The 15,172-nt window shown below is 72.6% G+C and carries 14 protein-coding genes; 10 read left to right on the top strand and 4 right to left on the bottom strand.

Features of this window, described 5'->3' with window-relative positions:
* Positions 1-53: 53 nt before the first annotated feature.
* The 3 genes from ACWF41_RS08475 to ACWF41_RS08465 form a co-directional block, all read right to left on the bottom strand.
* Complete coding sequence (locus ACWF41_RS08475) at positions 54-1,016, bottom strand: COX15/CtaA family protein (protein WP_380316080.1); 963 nt, start codon at positions 1,014-1,016, stop codon at positions 54-56.
* Positions 1,017-1,101: 85 nt separating this feature from the next.
* Entirely contained in the window at positions 1,102-1,899 is a 798-nt protein-coding gene (locus ACWF41_RS08470) for an ABC transporter permease (protein ID WP_380316077.1), read from the bottom strand.
* Positions 1,896-2,852 (bottom strand): ABC transporter ATP-binding protein, encoded by a 957-nt coding sequence (locus tag ACWF41_RS08465; protein WP_380316128.1) that lies wholly within the window; start codon positions 2,850-2,852, stop codon positions 1,896-1,898. The genes ACWF41_RS08470 and ACWF41_RS08465 overlap by 4 nt, the downstream gene beginning before the upstream one ends.
* Positions 2,853-3,033: 181 nt before the next feature.
* On the opposite strand from ACWF41_RS08465, the gene ACWF41_RS08460 reads away from it, so the two are divergent.
* The 9 genes from ACWF41_RS08460 to ACWF41_RS08420 all read left to right on the top strand — a co-directional run bounded on the left by ACWF41_RS08460 (position 3,034) and on the right by ACWF41_RS08420 (position 10,663).
* Complete coding sequence (locus ACWF41_RS08460; RefSeq protein WP_380316074.1) at positions 3,034-3,660, top strand: HdeD family acid-resistance protein; 627 nt, start codon at positions 3,034-3,036, stop codon at positions 3,658-3,660.
* Positions 3,661-3,835: 175 nt separating this feature from the next.
* On the top strand, positions 3,836-4,612 hold the full coding sequence (locus ACWF41_RS08455; RefSeq protein WP_380316071.1) for a helix-turn-helix transcriptional regulator: 777 nt from the start codon (positions 3,836-3,838) through the stop codon (positions 4,610-4,612).
* The gene (gene sufB, locus ACWF41_RS08450; RefSeq protein WP_380316068.1) at positions 4,609-6,072 is read left to right on the top strand and encodes a Fe-S cluster assembly protein SufB; all 1,464 of its coding nucleotides are present in this window, start codon (positions 4,609-4,611) and stop codon (positions 6,070-6,072) included. Before ACWF41_RS08455 ends, sufB begins: the two co-directional genes overlap by 4 nt.
* Position 6,073: 1 nt before the next feature.
* Complete coding sequence (gene sufD, locus ACWF41_RS08445; RefSeq protein WP_380316065.1) at positions 6,074-7,291, top strand: Fe-S cluster assembly protein SufD; 1,218 nt, start codon at positions 6,074-6,076, stop codon at positions 7,289-7,291.
* Positions 7,292-7,298: 7 nt separating this feature from the next.
* Complete coding sequence (locus ACWF41_RS08440; protein ID WP_380316062.1) at positions 7,299-7,646, top strand: non-heme iron oxygenase ferredoxin subunit; 348 nt, start codon at positions 7,299-7,301, stop codon at positions 7,644-7,646.
* Between the two features lie 42 nt (positions 7,647-7,688).
* A complete protein-coding gene (gene sufC, locus ACWF41_RS08435) occupies positions 7,689-8,456 on the top strand; it encodes a Fe-S cluster assembly ATPase SufC (RefSeq protein WP_380316058.1) in 768 nt (255 codons plus the stop codon).
* Between the two features lie 36 nt (positions 8,457-8,492).
* Positions 8,493-9,791, top strand: a complete 1,299-nt coding sequence (locus tag ACWF41_RS08430) for a cysteine desulfurase (RefSeq protein ID WP_380316055.1) — start codon at positions 8,493-8,495, stop codon at positions 9,789-9,791.
* 21 nt (positions 9,792-9,812) lie between these two features.
* On the top strand, positions 9,813-10,277 hold the full coding sequence (sufU, locus tag ACWF41_RS08425) for a Fe-S cluster assembly sulfur transfer protein SufU (RefSeq protein ID WP_380316052.1): 465 nt from the start codon (positions 9,813-9,815) through the stop codon (positions 10,275-10,277).
* A 26-nt stretch (positions 10,278-10,303) separates the two neighbouring features.
* Positions 10,304-10,663, top strand: coding sequence for a metal-sulfur cluster assembly factor (locus tag ACWF41_RS08420; RefSeq protein ID WP_380316049.1), 360 nt, complete (start codon positions 10,304-10,306; stop codon positions 10,661-10,663).
* A 156-nt stretch (positions 10,664-10,819) separates the two neighbouring features.
* On the opposite strand, the gene ACWF41_RS08415 is transcribed toward ACWF41_RS08420, so the two are convergent.
* On the bottom strand, positions 10,820-11,224 hold the full coding sequence (locus ACWF41_RS08415) for a DivIVA domain-containing protein (protein ID WP_380316046.1): 405 nt from the start codon (positions 11,222-11,224) through the stop codon (positions 10,820-10,822).
* Between the two features lie 243 nt (positions 11,225-11,467).
* On the opposite strand from ACWF41_RS08415, the gene ACWF41_RS08410 reads away from it, so the two are divergent.
* Complete coding sequence (locus ACWF41_RS08410; RefSeq protein WP_380316043.1) at positions 11,468-15,064, top strand: TIM-barrel domain-containing protein; 3,597 nt, start codon at positions 11,468-11,470, stop codon at positions 15,062-15,064.
* Positions 15,065-15,172 lie beyond the last annotated feature (108 nt).

The following is a 15,172-nucleotide window of genomic DNA, read 5'->3' as shown; positions in this document are numbered from 1 at the left end:
CGAGCACGGTAGCGCGGAGCCGGGCGGGGCTGCGCGCCGCCGGGCGTACCCGGCTAGGTGCGGGTGCGCAGGCGCAGGACAGCGTTCGCGGTGGCCCAGGTGAGACAGCCCGCGCCGACCAGGTGGAAGCCGACGAGCAGCTCGGGCAGGCCGGTGAAGTACTGCACGTACCCGATGAGGCCCTGGGCCAGCGTCACGACGACCAGCAGCCACGCGCCCTTCCGGGCGGCCAGGACGCCGGGCCCGGGCACCGTGCGGTACAGCAGCACCAGCAGTACGACGAGCGTGATCGTGAACAGCCAGACGGAGCCGGAGTGCGCCTTGGTGACCGTCAGGGGGTCGAGGGCGAGGCGGTAGCCCACGGAGTCGTCGCCGGAGTGCGGGCCGGAGCCGGTGACGAGGACGCCGAGGGTGACGATCGGGACGAGGAGGACGCCCTGGATCGTGCCGACCACCGACACGGCCCGTCCGCCGACCTGCGCGGGGGTGCCGTCGCCTTCGCCGTGGCGGTGCAGCAGGTAGGCGCTGAACCACACGAGCGCCGCCGAGACGCCGAAGTGCAGCGAGACCCAGCCGGGGTGCAGGTGCAGCAGCACGACGACGCCGCCGATGACCGCCTGCGCGACGACGCCGGCCAGCGGCACGACGCCGAGAGCGCGGTACGACGTGGGCCGGCGGCGGTCGGTGGCCACGAGCACGAGGACCATCAGCCCGACGATCGCCAGGAGGAACGCCAGCGCCCGGTTCCCGAACTCGATGTACGGGTGGATCGTCGAGGCCTGGTGGAAGACGGGGCTGAACTCGCCCGGCTCGCAGTTCGGCCAGCTCGAGCAGCCGAGCCCGGAGTCGGTGAGCCGCACGGCCCCGCCGGTGCCGATGATGAGGATCTGCCCGATGACGTTCGCGAGCAGCACGCCGCGGGTCCAGGGGCGGAACCGGGCGAGGCGGTCGGGCCGGTCGGTCAGCGGGCCAGGACCCGCCTCGGGGGCGGGCGCGGCGGGGCTCGGCGAGGTCACGGGTCCACGGTATCGCCGGAATCCGGGCGCCCGGGCCCCCGCGGGGGCCCGGCGGTGTGACCTTCGCCCGGCTCCCGGCGCGCGGTCACTGCCAGCGGAAGAAGCGGGCCGCGGCCCATGCGAGCAGCGCCGTCCACGCGGCGAGCACGACGACGGCCAGCGCCGGCACCCCGGTGCCGAGCAGGGCGCCGCGCATCGCCTCGCCGAGCGCGCCCGACGGCAGGAACGTCGCGAGGTGCTCGAGCGCGCCGGGCAGCTGCTCCGGCGGCACCAGCAGCCCGCCGCCCACGACGAGGAGCACGAGGACGAGGTTGGCGAGCGCCAGCACGCCCTCGGCGCGCAGCGTGCCCGCCAGGAGCATCGCGAGGGCGGTGAAGCATGCGGTGCCGAGCAGCCCGACGCCGACGGCGGCCAGGATCCCGCCGGCGGCCGGCTGCCAGCCGAGCGCCAGAGCCACGGCGCCGATCACGACGACCTGCACGACCTCGACCGCGAGCACGCCCAGCAGCTTGCCTGCGAGCAGCCCGCCGCGGCCCAGCGGGGTCGTGGCGAGGAGGCGGAGCACGCCGTTGCGCCGGTCGAAGGCGGTGGCGATGGCCTGAGAGGTGAACGCCGTGGACACGCAGGCGAGCGCGAGCACGCCCGGCGTGACGAAGTCGATGCGGGCGAGCCCGCCCGTGTCGATCTCGATCACGCTGGTGCGGGTGAGGCCGAGCAGCACCATGACCGGCAGCACGATCGTGACGAGCAGCTGCTCGCCGTTGCGCAGGACGGCGCGGGTTTCGAAGCCGGCCTGGGCCAGGACCCGGCGCCATGCGGGGGCGGCGAGCCCGGGGGGCTCGGCCGCCGGGGCGGGAGCCGGAGCGGGGGTGGTCGTGGTCATCGCAGGTGCCGTCCCGTCAGGTCGAGGAAGACGTCCTCCAGCGTGCGGCGGCCCACGGTGAGCCGGCTCGCGAGGACGTCCTGGTCGGCGAGCCAGCCGGTCAGCGCGGCCAGCGCGCGGGGGCCGGCGGGGCCCGTCACGACGTAGGAGCCGGGCTGCGGCTCGGCCACCGCCCAGGTGCCGGGGCCGCCGGACCGGCCGCGCTCGTCGCCCAGCCGGTCGTCCAGCTGGTCGCCCAGCGACGCGGCGAGGGCCGCGACGTCCAGGCCGGGGGCGGCGTCGAACCGCAGCGTCCGGTCGTCCTGCGCGTCGGGGGAGAGGAGCTCGGGGACGCTGCCGCTGGCGATGACGCGCCCGTGGTCGACGACGTGCACGCGGTCGGCCAGGTCCTCGGCCTCGTCCATGAGGTGCGTCGTGAGGACGACGGCGGCGCCCTCGTCGCGCAGCTCGCGCACGAGCTCCCACACGGCGTGCCGGCTCTGGGGGTCCATGCCCGCGCTGGGCTCGTCGAGGAAGACGACCTCGGGCCGTCCGACCACCGCCGCGGCGAGCGACAGCCGCTGCCGCTGTCCGCCCGACAGGCGGCGCACCGTGGTCCGCGCGAACGAGCCGATGCCCAGGCGCTCGCCGAGCTCCGTCACGTCGCGCGGGGCTGCGTACATGGCGGCGACGTGCCGCAGCACCTCGCCCGCGTGGGCGCCGGTCGGCAGTCCGCCGTCCTGGAGCATGACGCCCACGCGGGGGCGCAGGGCGCGCGCGTCGGCCACCGGGTCGAGCCCCAGCACCCGCACCGTGCCGCCGTCGGGGGAGCGCAGCCCCTCGCAGCACTCGATCGTGGTGGTCTTGCCGGCGCCGTTGGGGCCGAGCACGGCCGTCACCGCGCCGGCGTCGGCGACGAGGTCCAGGCCTGCGACCACGTCCCGGCCGCCGTAGCGTTTGACGAGGCCCCGCACGTGGACCGCGGCACCGGCGGAGGGCTCGACGGAGCCGGCACGGCGGTCCTCGGCAGGGCGGGCGGGCGGCGTGGCGCCGTCCGCGCCCGATGGCGCGATCGAGGTGGGCACCGGAAGATTCTACGGAGTCGCCCGGACGGGGCGGCGCCCCGTCACGCCCGACCGGAGGAGCAGCACGACCATGACCTTCTACACGTTCACCCCGCCGCAGGACGTCGCCGCCCTGGCCCGGCGCCTGTGGTACTGGCCGGTGATCCGCGGCGTGCTGGCGCTGCTGTTCGGTCTGCTGGCGATCTTCCTGCCGGACAAGACGCCGGGCCTGCTGGTCCAGGTCTTCGGGGTGTTCGTGCTGATCGACGGGCTCGTGAGCATCATCGACGGGATCCGGCGCCGGGGGACCTCGGCGGGATCCGTCAACACCGGCATCGGCATCGTCTCGTTGGTGGTCGGTGCGCTGATGCTGTTCATCCCGAACTTCTTCCTCGGGTTCGTGCTGGTGCTCATCGCGATCTGGGCGCTGCTGGTGGGGCTGCTGCAGCTCTTCGTGGTCCCGACGATGCGGCGCCGTGGCGGGGCGTCGTGGGTGTGGAACCTCATCGTGGGTCTGCTGCTGATCGCGCTCGCCGTGGTGTGCTTCGTCAACCCGAGCAGCGCCATCGTGGGCCTGTCCATCGTGATCGGCGTGTTCGCGGTGATCATCGGCATCGTGATGATCGCGCTGGGGGTCAAGCTGCACCAGCTCGGCACGCAGGGTCCGGGCGACGGCCCGGGCGAGGTCATCGAGGGGCGCATCGTCAGCGGGGAGTGACGTTCGCGACACCTGCCCTCCCAGCGGCCCGTGACGGGGGCCGGTGAGGCATGCCTTGCTTGACATCCTGGATTACGCAACAAGGATGTTCCCTATATCGACGTCGTCGCCGGTGGCCGTGTCCTGCAGTTGAGGCCTGCCCCCGGTCGGTCCACGAGCCGTAGGGGAGGAGCGCATGCCGACGAGCACGACCGACCGCAGCTCGGCGCGCGCCGTCCCGCGCGTCCTCGACGGCGCCCCCGAGGCCGACGGCACCACCCGCCGCCGCGTCCTGGAGCTCGTCGCCGGCGAGGGCCCCGTCAGCGCCGCCGAGCTGGCCGACCGCCTGGGACTCACCTCCGCGGCCGTGCGCCGCCACCTGGCCTGCCTCGAGGAGGACGGGACGATCGCCGTGCACGACGGCGGCCCGTCGTCCGGCCGCCGCGGGCGCCCTGCGCGCCGGTACGTGGTGAGCACGCGCGGACAGTCCGACCTCGCGGGCGGCTACTCCGAGCTCGCTGCCCAGGTGATGCGCCACCTGCGCGAGACCGGCGGCAGCGAGGCCGTCGCCCGGTTCGCGGCGGAGCGCTACGACGCCGTCGTCGCGCGGTACGCGCCGCGCCTCACCGCCGCCGACCCCGAGGGCCGCGCGGGTCAGCTCGCCGACCTGCTCTCGGCCGACGGCTACGCGGCGTCGGTCCGGCCCGTGTCCGGCCCGCTGCTCCCGACGGTCCAGCTGTGCCAGGGCCACTGCCCCGTGCAGCACGTCGCCGAGGAGTTCACCGAGCTGTGCGAGGCGGAGGCCCGCGCCTTCTCCGAGCTGCTGGGCACGCACGTCCAGCGCCTGGCCACCATCGCGGGCGGCGCGCACGCCTGCGTCACGAACGTCCCGACCGTCACCACGCAGGTCACACCCCAGAACCTCCCCACCCCGGCCCACCGCACCCGCGGCACGCAGGAAGGAACACGATGAGCGCTCCCACCCAGGACGCCGCCCAGGCGGCTTCGGCGCAGAGCACCGAGAAGCGGTCCGATGACGAGATCATCGACTCGATCGGTGCGTACGAGTACGGCTGGCGCGACAGCGACGCCGCGGGCGAGGCCGCACGCCGCGGCCTCAACGAGGACGTCGTCAAGAACATCTCGGAGCTGAAGGACGAGCCCGAGTGGATGCGCAAGGCGCGCCTCAAGGCGCTGCGCCTGTTCGACAAGAAGCCGATGCCGAACTGGGGCGCCGACCTCACCGGGATCGACTTCGACCGCATCAAGTACTTCGTGCGCTCCACGGAGAAGCAGGCCGCCAGCTGGGAGGACCTGCCCGAGGACATCCGCGCCACGTACGACCGGCTCGGCATCCCCGAGGCGGAGAAGCAGCGCCTCGTGGCCGGCGTCGCCGCGCAGTACGAGTCCGAGGTCGTGTACCACCAGATCCGCGAGGACCTCGAGGCCCAGGGCGTCATCTTCGTGGACACGGACACGGGCCTGCGCGACTACCCGGAGCTGTTCCAGGAGTACTTCGGCACCGTCATCCCCGCCGGTGACAACAAGTTCGCCGCGCTGAACTCGGCCGTGTGGTCGGGCGGCTCGTTCGTCTACGTGCCGCCGGGCGTGCACGTCGAGATCCCGCTGCAGGCCTACTTCCGCATCAACACGGAGAACATGGGCCAGTTCGAGCGGACGCTGATCATCGCGGACGAAGGCTCCTACGTGCACTACGTCGAGGGCTGCACCGCGCCGATCTACTCGAGCGACTCGCTGCACTCCGCGGTCGTCGAGATCGTCGTGAAGAAGAACGCCCGCGTGCGCTACACGACCATCCAGAACTGGTCGAACAACGTGTACAACCTGGTGACCAAGCGCGCCACGGCCGCCGAGGGCGCCACCATGGAGTGGGTCGACGGCAACATCGGCTCCAAGGTGACGATGAAGTACCCGGCGATCTACCTGCTGGGCGAGCACGCCCGCGGCGAGACGCTGTCCATCGCCTTCGCGGGCGAGGGCCAGCACCAGGACGCCGGCTGCAAGATGGTGCACGCCGCGCCGCGCACGTCGTCGTCGATCGTGAGCAAGTCCGTCGCCCGTGGCGGCGGCCGCACGTCGTACCGCGGCCTGGTGCAGGTGCTCGAGGGCGCCAAGCACTCCGCGTCGACCGTGCTGTGCGACGCGCTGCTCGTCGACCAGATCTCCCGGTCCGACACCTACCCGTACGTCGACGTCCGCGAGGACGACGTGTCCATGGGGCACGAGGCGACGGTCTCGCGGGTGAGCGAGGACCAGCTGTTCTACCTCATGTCCCGAGGCATGGAGGAGACCGAGGCGATGGCCATGATCGTGCGCGGGTTCGTCGAGCCCATCGCGCGCGAGCTGCCCATGGAGTACGCGCTCGAGCTCAACCGCCTCATCGAGCTGCAGATGGAAGGGTCCGTCGGCTGAAATGACTGCTACCACTGATCTGTCCACGGATCACTCCCGCGCCGTGGCCGACGGCGCGCACTCCCACGGCGTCGTCCCGGTCGGCTCGCGCGCCGAGCGCAAGACGTCGTTCGACCTCGCCGACATCCCCGTGCCCACCGGGCGCGAGGAGGAGTGGCGGTTCTCGCCCGTCGCGCGGCTCCAGCCGCTGTTCGGCGAGGACCTGGGCGCCGGCGGCGTCCTCACGACCGTCGTCGAGACGCCCGAGGCCAAGGTCGAGATCGTCGGCAAGGACGACCCGCGCCTGGGCACCACCGGCAAGCCGGGCGACCGTACCGCCGTGACCGCGTGGAACGCGGCCGCCGAGGCGACCGTCGTCACGCTCCCGGCCGAGGCCGTCGCCACCGAGGTCACCTCGGTGCGCGTCGAGGGCGCGACCAAGGACGCGACGGCGCAGCACCTGCTGGTGCACGCCGAGCACCACGCCGAGGGTGTCGTCGTCATCGACCACCGCGGCGACGCCGTCCTCAACCAGACGGTCGAGATCGTCGTGGACGAGGGCGCGCACCTGACGGTCGTGTCGGTGCAGGACTGGGCCGACGGCGCCGTGCACGCCTCCAGCCACCGCGCCCGCATCGGCCGCGACGCCAAGCTCAAGCACGTCGTGGTGACGTTCGGCGGCGACGTCGTGCGCATCACCCCGGACGCGACGTTCACGGGCGAGGGCGGCGAGGTCGAGATGGTCGGCCTGTACTTCGCCGACGCGGACCAGCACCAGGAGCACCGCCTCTTCGTGGACCACGCCGTGCCGCGCTGCAAGTCGCGCGTCACCTACAAGGGCGCGCTGCAGGGCGCCGGCGCGCACGTGGTGTGGGTCGGGGACGTGCTCATCCAGGCCGAGGCCGAGGGCACCGACACCTACGAGCTCAACCGCAACCTGGTCCTCACCGACGGCGCCCGCGCCGACTCGGTGCCGAACCTGGAGATCGAGACGGGCGAGATCGAGGGCGCGGGGCACGCGTCGGCGACCGGCCGCTTCGACGACGAGCAGCTCTTCTACCTCATGGCCCGCGGCATCCCCGAGGTCGACGCGCGTCGCCTCGTGGTGCGCGGCTTCTTCGCCGAGCTGATCGACCAGATCGGCGTCCCGTCGGTCGAGGAGCGCCTGCTCGCGTCGATCGAGGCCGAGCTCGAGAAGTCGATGAGCGTCATCACCGGCGTCGCGCCGGCCGCGGAGTGACGCGGCGATGACCTCTCAGCTGGCCTGCATGGCCGACGACCTCGCCCCCGAGGAGGCCATGCTCGTGGAGCTCGACGGCGCGGACGGGGCCCCGGTCCCGGTCGCCGTCGTGCGCGACGCCGACGGCGGCTGGCACGCCCTGTCCGACATCTGCTCGCACGGGCAGGTCTCCCTGTCCGACGGGGAGGTCGAGGGCTGCCTCGTCGAGTGCTGGCTGCACGGCTCGCAGTTCGACCTGCGCACCGGCAAGCCGGTCCAGCTCCCCGCGACGCAGCCCGTGCCGGTGTACCCGGTGACCGTGGACGGCGACCGCATCCTCGTGGACGTCGACGAGCGGCTCGCCGTCGCGTCCTGACCTGCCTCAGACTTTCGCAACACAGACCTGGAGACACGAAGCATGCCCACCCTGGAGATCCGCGACCTGCACGTCAGCGTCGAGACCAAGGAAGGCGCCAAGCCGATCCTGCGCGGCGTCGACCTGACCATCAACTCGGGCGAGACGCACGCCATCATGGGGCCGAACGGCTCCGGCAAGTCGACCCTCGCCTCGGCCCTCGCCGGCCACCCGAAGTACACGGTGACCTCGGGCACCGCGACGCTCGACGGCGAGGACCTCCTCGCGATGACCGTCGACGAGCGCGCCCGCGCCGGCCTTTTCCTCGCCATGCAGTACCCGGTCGAGGTGCCGGGCGTGTCGGTGGCGAACTTCCTGCGCACCGCCAAGACCGCCATCGACGGCGAGGCGCCCGCCCTGCGCACGTGGGGCAAGGAGGTCAAGGGTGCGATGGAGAACCTCCGCATCGACTCGACCTTCGCCGAGCGCTCCGTCAACGAGGGCTTCTCCGGCGGCGAGAAGAAGCGCCACGAGATCCTGCAGATGGAGCTCTTCAAGCCCCACTTCGCGATCCTCGACGAGACCGACTCCGGCCTGGACGTCGACGCCCTGCGCGTCGTGTCCGAGGGCGTGAACCGGGCCAAGGCGAACACCGACGTCGGCGTCCTTCTCATCACGCACTACACGCGCATCCTGCGCTACATCAAGCCCGACTTCGTGCACGTCTTCGTCGACGGCAAGATCGCCGAGGAGGGCGGCCCCGAGCTCGCGGAGCAGCTCGAGGAGAACGGCTACGACAAGTACGTCGGCACCGGCGCGACGATGGCCTGACCTCCTCTGTCGAGGAGCCGTCACCAGGAGGACAGCATGACCACCACCGACACCGTGCGCCCGTCGCTCACCGCGGCGGAGCTCGCCGCCGTGCGCGCGGACTTCCCGCTGCTCGGGCGCACGGTGCGGGGCGGCCGGCCGCTCGTCTACCTGGACTCGGCCGCGACCTCGCAGAAGCCGAACGTGGTGCTCGAGGCCGAGGTCGACTTCTACGAGCAGCGCAACGCCGCCGTGCACCGCGGCGCGCACCAGCTCGCGGAGGAGGCGACCGAGGCGTTCGAGGACGCGCGGTCCGCCGTGGCCGCGTTCGTCGGGGCCGACGTCGACGAGATCGTCTGGACGTCGGGCGCGACGGCGGCGCTCAACCTCGTGGCCTACGCGTTCTCCAACGCGACGGCCGGGCGCGGGGGAGCGGCCGCCGAGCGGTTCCGCCTGGCGCCGGGCGACGAGATCGTCGTCACCGAGGCGGAGCACCACGCGAACCTCGTGCCGTGGCAGGAGCTGTGCGCGCGCACGGGCGCCGTCCTGCGCTGGTTCGGCGTCGACGACGAGGGGCGCATCGACCTCTCCGACGTCGCGAGCGTGATCACCGACCGCACCCGCGTCGTCGCGTTCGGGCACGTGTCGAACGTGACCGGCGCGATCGCTCCGGTGGCCGAGCTGGTCGCGGCGGCGAAGCGGGTCGGGGCGCTGACCGTACTGGACGCGTGCCAGTCCGTGCCGCACCTGCCCGTCGACCTGCACGCCCTGGGCGTCGACCTCGCCGCCTTCAGCGCGCACAAGATGCTCGGCCCCACCGGCGTCGGCGCCCTGTACGGGCGGCGCGAGCTGCTCGAGGCCATGCCGCCCGTCACCACGGGCGGGTCGATGGTCGAGGTCGTGACCATGGCCGAGACCACGTACGCGCCGCCGCCGCAGCGGTTCGAGGCGGGCACGCAGATGGTGGCGCAGGCCGTCGGCATGGGTGTCGCGGCGCAGTGGCTGGACGAGCTGGGCATGGACCGCGTCGCGCGGCACGAGCAGGAGCTCGCGGCCGAGCTGGTGCGGATCGCCGAGATCCCGGGCGTGCGGATCGTCGGGCCGGCGGACGCGCGCGACCGGCTCGCGGTCGTGTCGTTCGTCGTCGACGGCGTGCACGCGCACGACGTCGGGCAGGTGCTCGACGACAAGGGCATCGCGGTGCGCGTGGGTCACCACTGCGCGCAGCCGCTGCACCGCCGGTTCGGCGTGGCGGCGACGGCCCGCGCGTCGGCGTCGGTGTACACCACCACCGAGGAGATCGCGGCGTTCCGGGAAGCATTGGCGGGCGTGCGCGCGTTCTTCGGTATGGACTGACGGCAGGCGGAGAGGACAGCAGTGAGCTCGCTCGAGCAGATGTACCAGCAGGTGATCCTGGACCACGCGAAGCGCCCGCACGGGCGGGGGCTCGTGGACGCGCCCGCCGACCACCGGTCGGGGGAGTCGCACCAGGTCAACCCGACCTGCGGCGACGAGATCACGCTGCGCGTGGACGTCGACGGCTCCACCGTCGCCGGGGTGTCGTGGGAGGGTCAGGGCTGCTCCATCTCGCAGGCCTCGGCCTCCGTGATGACCGAGCTGGTCACCGGGCACGACCTGGCCGACGTCGCCCGCATCGACGCCGTGTTCCACGACCTCATGGGCTCGCGGGGCAAGGGCCTGGACGACGAGGACGCGCTCGACGCGCTCGGGGACGCCAGCGCGTTCACCGGTGTCTCGCAGTACCCCGCCCGCATCAAGTGCGCGCTGCTCGGCTGGGCGGCGCTCAAGGACTCGCTGGCGCGCAGCGGCGCGCTGAGCTGAAGCCGACCCGAATCTGAGAGGACACGATGACCGAGAACACGACCGACGAGGTCGCCCCGCCGGCGGCGTCCCCGACGCCGACCACGGCCGCCGACGTCGAGGAGGCCATGCGCGACGTCATCGACCCCGAGCTGGGCATCAACGTCGTCGACCTGGGCCTCGTGTACGGCATCCAGGTGGACCAGAACAACATGTCCACGATCGACATGACGCTGACGTCCGCGGCCTGCCCGCTGACCGACGTCATCGAGGACCAGGCGGGCACCGCGCTCGAAGGCCTCGTCGACGGTTTCCGCATCAACTGGGTCTGGATGCCGCCGTGGGGCCCGGAGAAGATCACCGACGAGGGCCGCGAGCAGCTGCGGATGCTGGGCTTCAACGTCTGATCTCGCGACACAGCCCCTCTGTCCTGCATCACCGCTGGACAGAGGGGCTTCTTCGTTCTCAGGTGCACCTCGTGGCAGGTCGTGGGCCGTCGACCGGCGTGCCGTCCGCGGTGAGCCTGCGGGAGCTCCGCGGCGGCCGCGCCGAGCGGGCGAGGCTCAGTCGCGGCGGCGCGTGAACCAGCCGCGGAGGCCACCGGTGCTGGCGGGCAGGGTGGGGCTGGTGATCGTGCTGTCGGGGGCTGTCGAGGTGATCGACGGGGTGTCGGCCGGGCTCTGCTCGGGGCGGCTCGGAGCGGCGCCCGCCGAGCCGGTCGCCGTCGCGGCGGCGCGCGTCTTGACCTCGTCGAGGTAGTCGTCCACCTCGGTCATGTCGTAGCCCTCGCGGAACTTCGTGGACGCGAACCGGGCGCCGTCGACCAGGGCGGCGACGTCGGTGCCGTCCTTGACCGCCGCGACGAGCGTGTCGAGGAAGTCGTCCACCTCCGACATGTCGTACCCCTCGCGAAGCTTGGTGGTGGCGAAGCGCTTGCTGAGGATCTCTTCCGCGAGGCTCGTGCTCATGCGACGAGGACGTCATGCCGGTGCGCCCGGGCGCCTCCGGGTATCGCCCCGCCCTCTTGCTTGATTGCGCGCGTCGTTGAAGAATTCGAGCAACTTCGATCACTGCGTCCCCGAGGGAGTGGGCGCAGCGCGTCCGTCGGAGTGCCTGGATCACGGGAGAACGACATGTCGACGAAGACAGGTTCACGGATCGGCAGGATCAGCAGAGGGACAGCGACGGGGCGCCGACGACGGCGCGGCGCGGTGGCCGCGCTCGCGGCGCTGGTGCTCGTGCCCGGCCTGGCGCTCGCCGTCCCGGCGGCGTCGGCCGCGGGCGAGGATGCCGCGGCGGGGACCACGCTGGGCGACGTCACCGGGATGGAGCGGGACGGCGACACGTTCACGTTCGCCGCGGAGACGTCCGCGCAGGGCGAGGCGAAGCTCCGGGTGAGCTTCCTCGAGGCGGGGGCGCTGCGCGTCCGCCTCGCCCCTGACGGGACGTTCACCGACCCGGCGAACGACGCTCCGTCAGACCCGGACGCGCCCGCCGCGAAGATCGTCGTCGGCGAGCTCGACGGCGACGCCGGCGCCACCATGACGGAGACGTCCTCGGCGTACCGGATCGCGACGGCCGACGCGACGCTCACCGTCACCAAGGCGCCGCTGACCCTGGCGCTCGCGGACGGCTCGGGCGCGACGCTGTGGGCAGAGACGACGCCGCTGTCCTGGGACGCCTCCGGCACGACCCAGTCGCTCACGCGCGGCGCGACCGAGCAGTTCTTCGGCGGCGGCATGCAGAACGGGCGCTTCTCGCACCGCGACGAGACGATCCAGATCTCTCGCGACTACAACTGGGACGACGGCGGGAACCCGAACGCGTCGCCGTTCTACCTGTCCAGCAACGGGTACGGGGTGCTGCGCAACACGTTCGCCGCGGGGAGCTACGCCTTCGGCGACCCGGTCGCCACGCGGCACGCCGAGCAGCGGTTCGACGCCTACTACTTCGTCGGCGACACGCGCACCGTGCTCGACGACTACACCCGGCTGACCGGGCGGCCCGCGATGCTGCCCATGTACGCGATGGAGCTCGGCGACGCGGACTGCTACCTGCACAACGCCAACCGCGGGGAGCGCGAGACGCTGCGCGACTCGACCGCGATCGCGCAGGGGTACACCGACCACGACATGCCGCTGGGCTGGATGCTCGTCAACGACGGCTACGGCTGCGGCTACGAGGACCTGCCCGAGACGCACGACATGCTCACCCAGCACGGCTCCGAGCTCGGTCTGTGGACCCAGGCCGACCTCACCGAGCAGCCGGCCGAGGTGGCCGCCGGCGTCCGCGTCCGCAAGACGGACGTCGCGTGGGTCGGGCCCGGCTACCGCTTCGCGCTGTCCGCGTGCGAGAAGGCGAACGCGGGCATCGAGGACAACGCCGCCGACCGCGCCACCGTCCTCACGATCGAGGGCTGGGCGGGCACCCAGCGGTGCGGCGCGATGTGGAGCGGTGACCAGTCGGGCAGCTGGGACTACATCCGCTGGCAGATCCCGACGTACGCGGGCTCGACGATGTCGGGCCAGGCGGCGACGACGGGCGACGTCGACGGCATCTTCGGCGGCAGCGCCCAGACCTACACGCGCGACCTGCAGTGGAAGATGTTCCTGCCGATGACGTACGCCATGAGCGGGTGGGCGGCGAGCGACAAGCAGCCGTACCGGTACGGGGAGCCGTACACGTCGATCAACCGCTCGTACCTGCACCTGCACGAGCGGCTGCTGCCCTACCTGTACACGTACCAGGCGGACGCCCACGCGACGGGCCTCGGCTCCACGCGGCCGCTGTACGTGAACTACCCGGACGACCCGAAGACGTGGGGCGACGACGTGAAGTACGAGTTCCTCGCCGGCGACGACTTCCTGGTGGCGCCGGTCTACGAGGACACGACCGTGCGGGACGGCATCTACCTGCCGGAGGGCACCTGGACCGACTACTGGACCGGGCGCACGTACACGGGCCCGACGACGATCGACGGCTACTCCGCGCCCCTGGACCGGTTGCCGCTGTTCGTGAAGGGCGGCGCCATCGTGCCGATGTTCCCCGACGGGACCACCGACTGGGAGGCGGGCAAGAAGGCCGGCCGGCTCGACGTCGACGTGTACCCGCAGGGCTCCTCGGAGTTCACCCTGTACGAGGACGACGGCCGCACGCAGGAGTACGCCGACGGGGCACATGCCGCGCAGCGGATCGCCGTGACGGCGCCGCAGGCTGGCAAGGGCGAGATCTCGATGTCGGTGGGGAGGCTGACCGGGGACTACACCGGCAAGCCGTCCGCGCGCAGCTACCGGTTCACGCTGCACACGGACGCGGCTCCGTCGGTGGTCCGGGTCAGCGGCCAGAAGCTGGCGGCCGTCGGGGACGTCGAGGACCTCGACCGCGGCCCGGGGTACGTCTTCGACCCGGCGACCGGCGTCCTGACCGTGCAGACGGCGAAGGTCTCCACGGCATCGTCGTTCGACGTCACGGTCAGCGGGTCGGCCGCGGTCGGCGGGGAGCACCCCGCCGAGCGGGCCGTCGACGTCGCGGTCACCGCGCCGTCGCTGTCGCTGGCCGGAACGGCCGGGACAGCCACGCTGGCCCTGACGAACCACACGGGCAAGCCGATCGACGTCACGGGCGCCACCGTCACCGCGCCCGACGGGTGGTCCGTCGATGCGACGTCGTCCACGACGGCGAAGTCCCTGAAGGACGGCGCGACGTTCACCGCGACGTTCGGCGTCACCCCGCCGGACGACGCCGCCCCCGGCCAGGTGACGATCGGCGGCACCGCCGACTACCGGGCGCGCACGACACCCCGCCAGGTGTCGGCACGCGCGCAGACGACGGTCGCCTACGCGAGTCTCGCCGCGGCGTTCGACAACGTCGGCGTCACGACCCTGGCGGACCCGTCGAAGGGGAACATCGACGGCGGGGGCGGCAGCCTCATCGCCGAGCGGCTCGCCGCCAAGGGTGTCACCCCGGGCGCCACCGTGAGCGCGAACGGGTTCGACTTCACGTTCCCCGACGCGGCGCCGGGCACGCCCGGCAACGTCGGGAGCGCCGGCCAGACCGTGCCGGTCTCCGGGGACGGGAACGTCATCGGGGTGCTCGGCACGGGCACCAGCGGGTCGGCCACCGGAGGGGTCACCGTGCACTACGCGGACGGCAGCACCGACGCGAGCACGCTCGGCATGCCGAACTGGTGCTGCCTGGCGACGAACTCCTACGGGGCGAAGATCGCCGTCGTCACCCTCGGGAAGAACACCCCCACCGGGGCGGCCTACCCGACCACCGAGTACCGCCTTTACACCAACACGATCCCGATCGATCCCGACAAGAAGGTTGTGGCGGTGACCCTGCCGGCCAACGCCGCGGTGCACGTGTTCGCGCTGGACGTGGGCACCGAGACGGTGGTGCCGCCGCCCGTCGCCGACGGGCAGTACTCGCTGGCTCTGGCGAGCGGGCAGCGGCTGACGGCGCCGGGGAACGAGTCGACGCAGCTGACGGTGGCGGCGGAGTCGAGCTCGCCGACCCAGAAGTGGGTCCTCACCCGCCTCGGCGGGTCGGACTACACGATCCGGAACGCGGGCAGCGGCCAGTGCGCGGACGTCTTCTACAGCTCGAGGGACCAGGGCGCGCTCGTCGGGCAGTACGGCTGCGGGGGCACGGACAACCAGGTCTGGCAGGTCAGCGTCGAGGACGGACAGCTCCGGCTCGTGAACAAGAACTCAGGGCTCGCGCTCACGGCCGACCCGGACGGCAAGGTCGTGCAGCGCACCGACACCGGTGCGTCGAGCCAGCGGTGGGCCGCCGCGGCGGGCTGATCGGACCCTGCCCGAAGCGCCCGGGGTGGGGCCGGCGTCGCCGCCGGCCCCGCCCTCGTCGTGCGGGTTCCCCGTTGACCGGGCCGGTGCCACGCCGTAGCGTCGGGG

It is taken from the genome of Isoptericola sp. NPDC055063 (assembly GCF_053608125.1).
Note: the sequence above shows the minus strand (reverse complement) of the source record. Positions and strands in the feature narration are given on the sequence as shown.

Excerpts from the sequence above, each read along its gene's own strand:
- ACWF41_RS08470 (WP_380316077.1), bottom strand. The coding sequence starts at position 1,899 with ATGACCACGACCACCCCCGCTCCGGCTCCCGCCCCGGCGGCCGAGCCC.
- ACWF41_RS08460 (WP_380316074.1), top strand. The coding sequence starts at position 3,034 with ATGACCTTCTACACGTTCACCCCGCCGCAGGACGTCGCCGCCCTGGCC.
- ACWF41_RS08455 (WP_380316071.1), top strand. The coding sequence starts at position 3,836 with ATGCCGACGAGCACGACCGACCGCAGCTCGGCGCGCGCCGTCCCGCGC.
- sufB (WP_380316068.1), top strand. The coding sequence starts at position 4,609 with ATGAGCGCTCCCACCCAGGACGCCGCCCAGGCGGCTTCGGCGCAGAGC.
- sufD (WP_380316065.1), top strand. The coding sequence starts at position 6,074 with ATGACTGCTACCACTGATCTGTCCACGGATCACTCCCGCGCCGTGGCC.
- ACWF41_RS08440 (WP_380316062.1), top strand. The coding sequence starts at position 7,299 with ATGACCTCTCAGCTGGCCTGCATGGCCGACGACCTCGCCCCCGAGGAG.
- sufC (WP_380316058.1), top strand. The coding sequence starts at position 7,689 with ATGCCCACCCTGGAGATCCGCGACCTGCACGTCAGCGTCGAGACCAAG.
- ACWF41_RS08430 (WP_380316055.1), top strand. The coding sequence starts at position 8,493 with ATGACCACCACCGACACCGTGCGCCCGTCGCTCACCGCGGCGGAGCTC.
- ACWF41_RS08420 (WP_380316049.1), top strand. The coding sequence starts at position 10,304 with ATGACCGAGAACACGACCGACGAGGTCGCCCCGCCGGCGGCGTCCCCG.
- ACWF41_RS08415 (WP_380316046.1), bottom strand. The coding sequence starts at position 11,224 with ATGAGCACGAGCCTCGCGGAAGAGATCCTCAGCAAGCGCTTCGCCACC.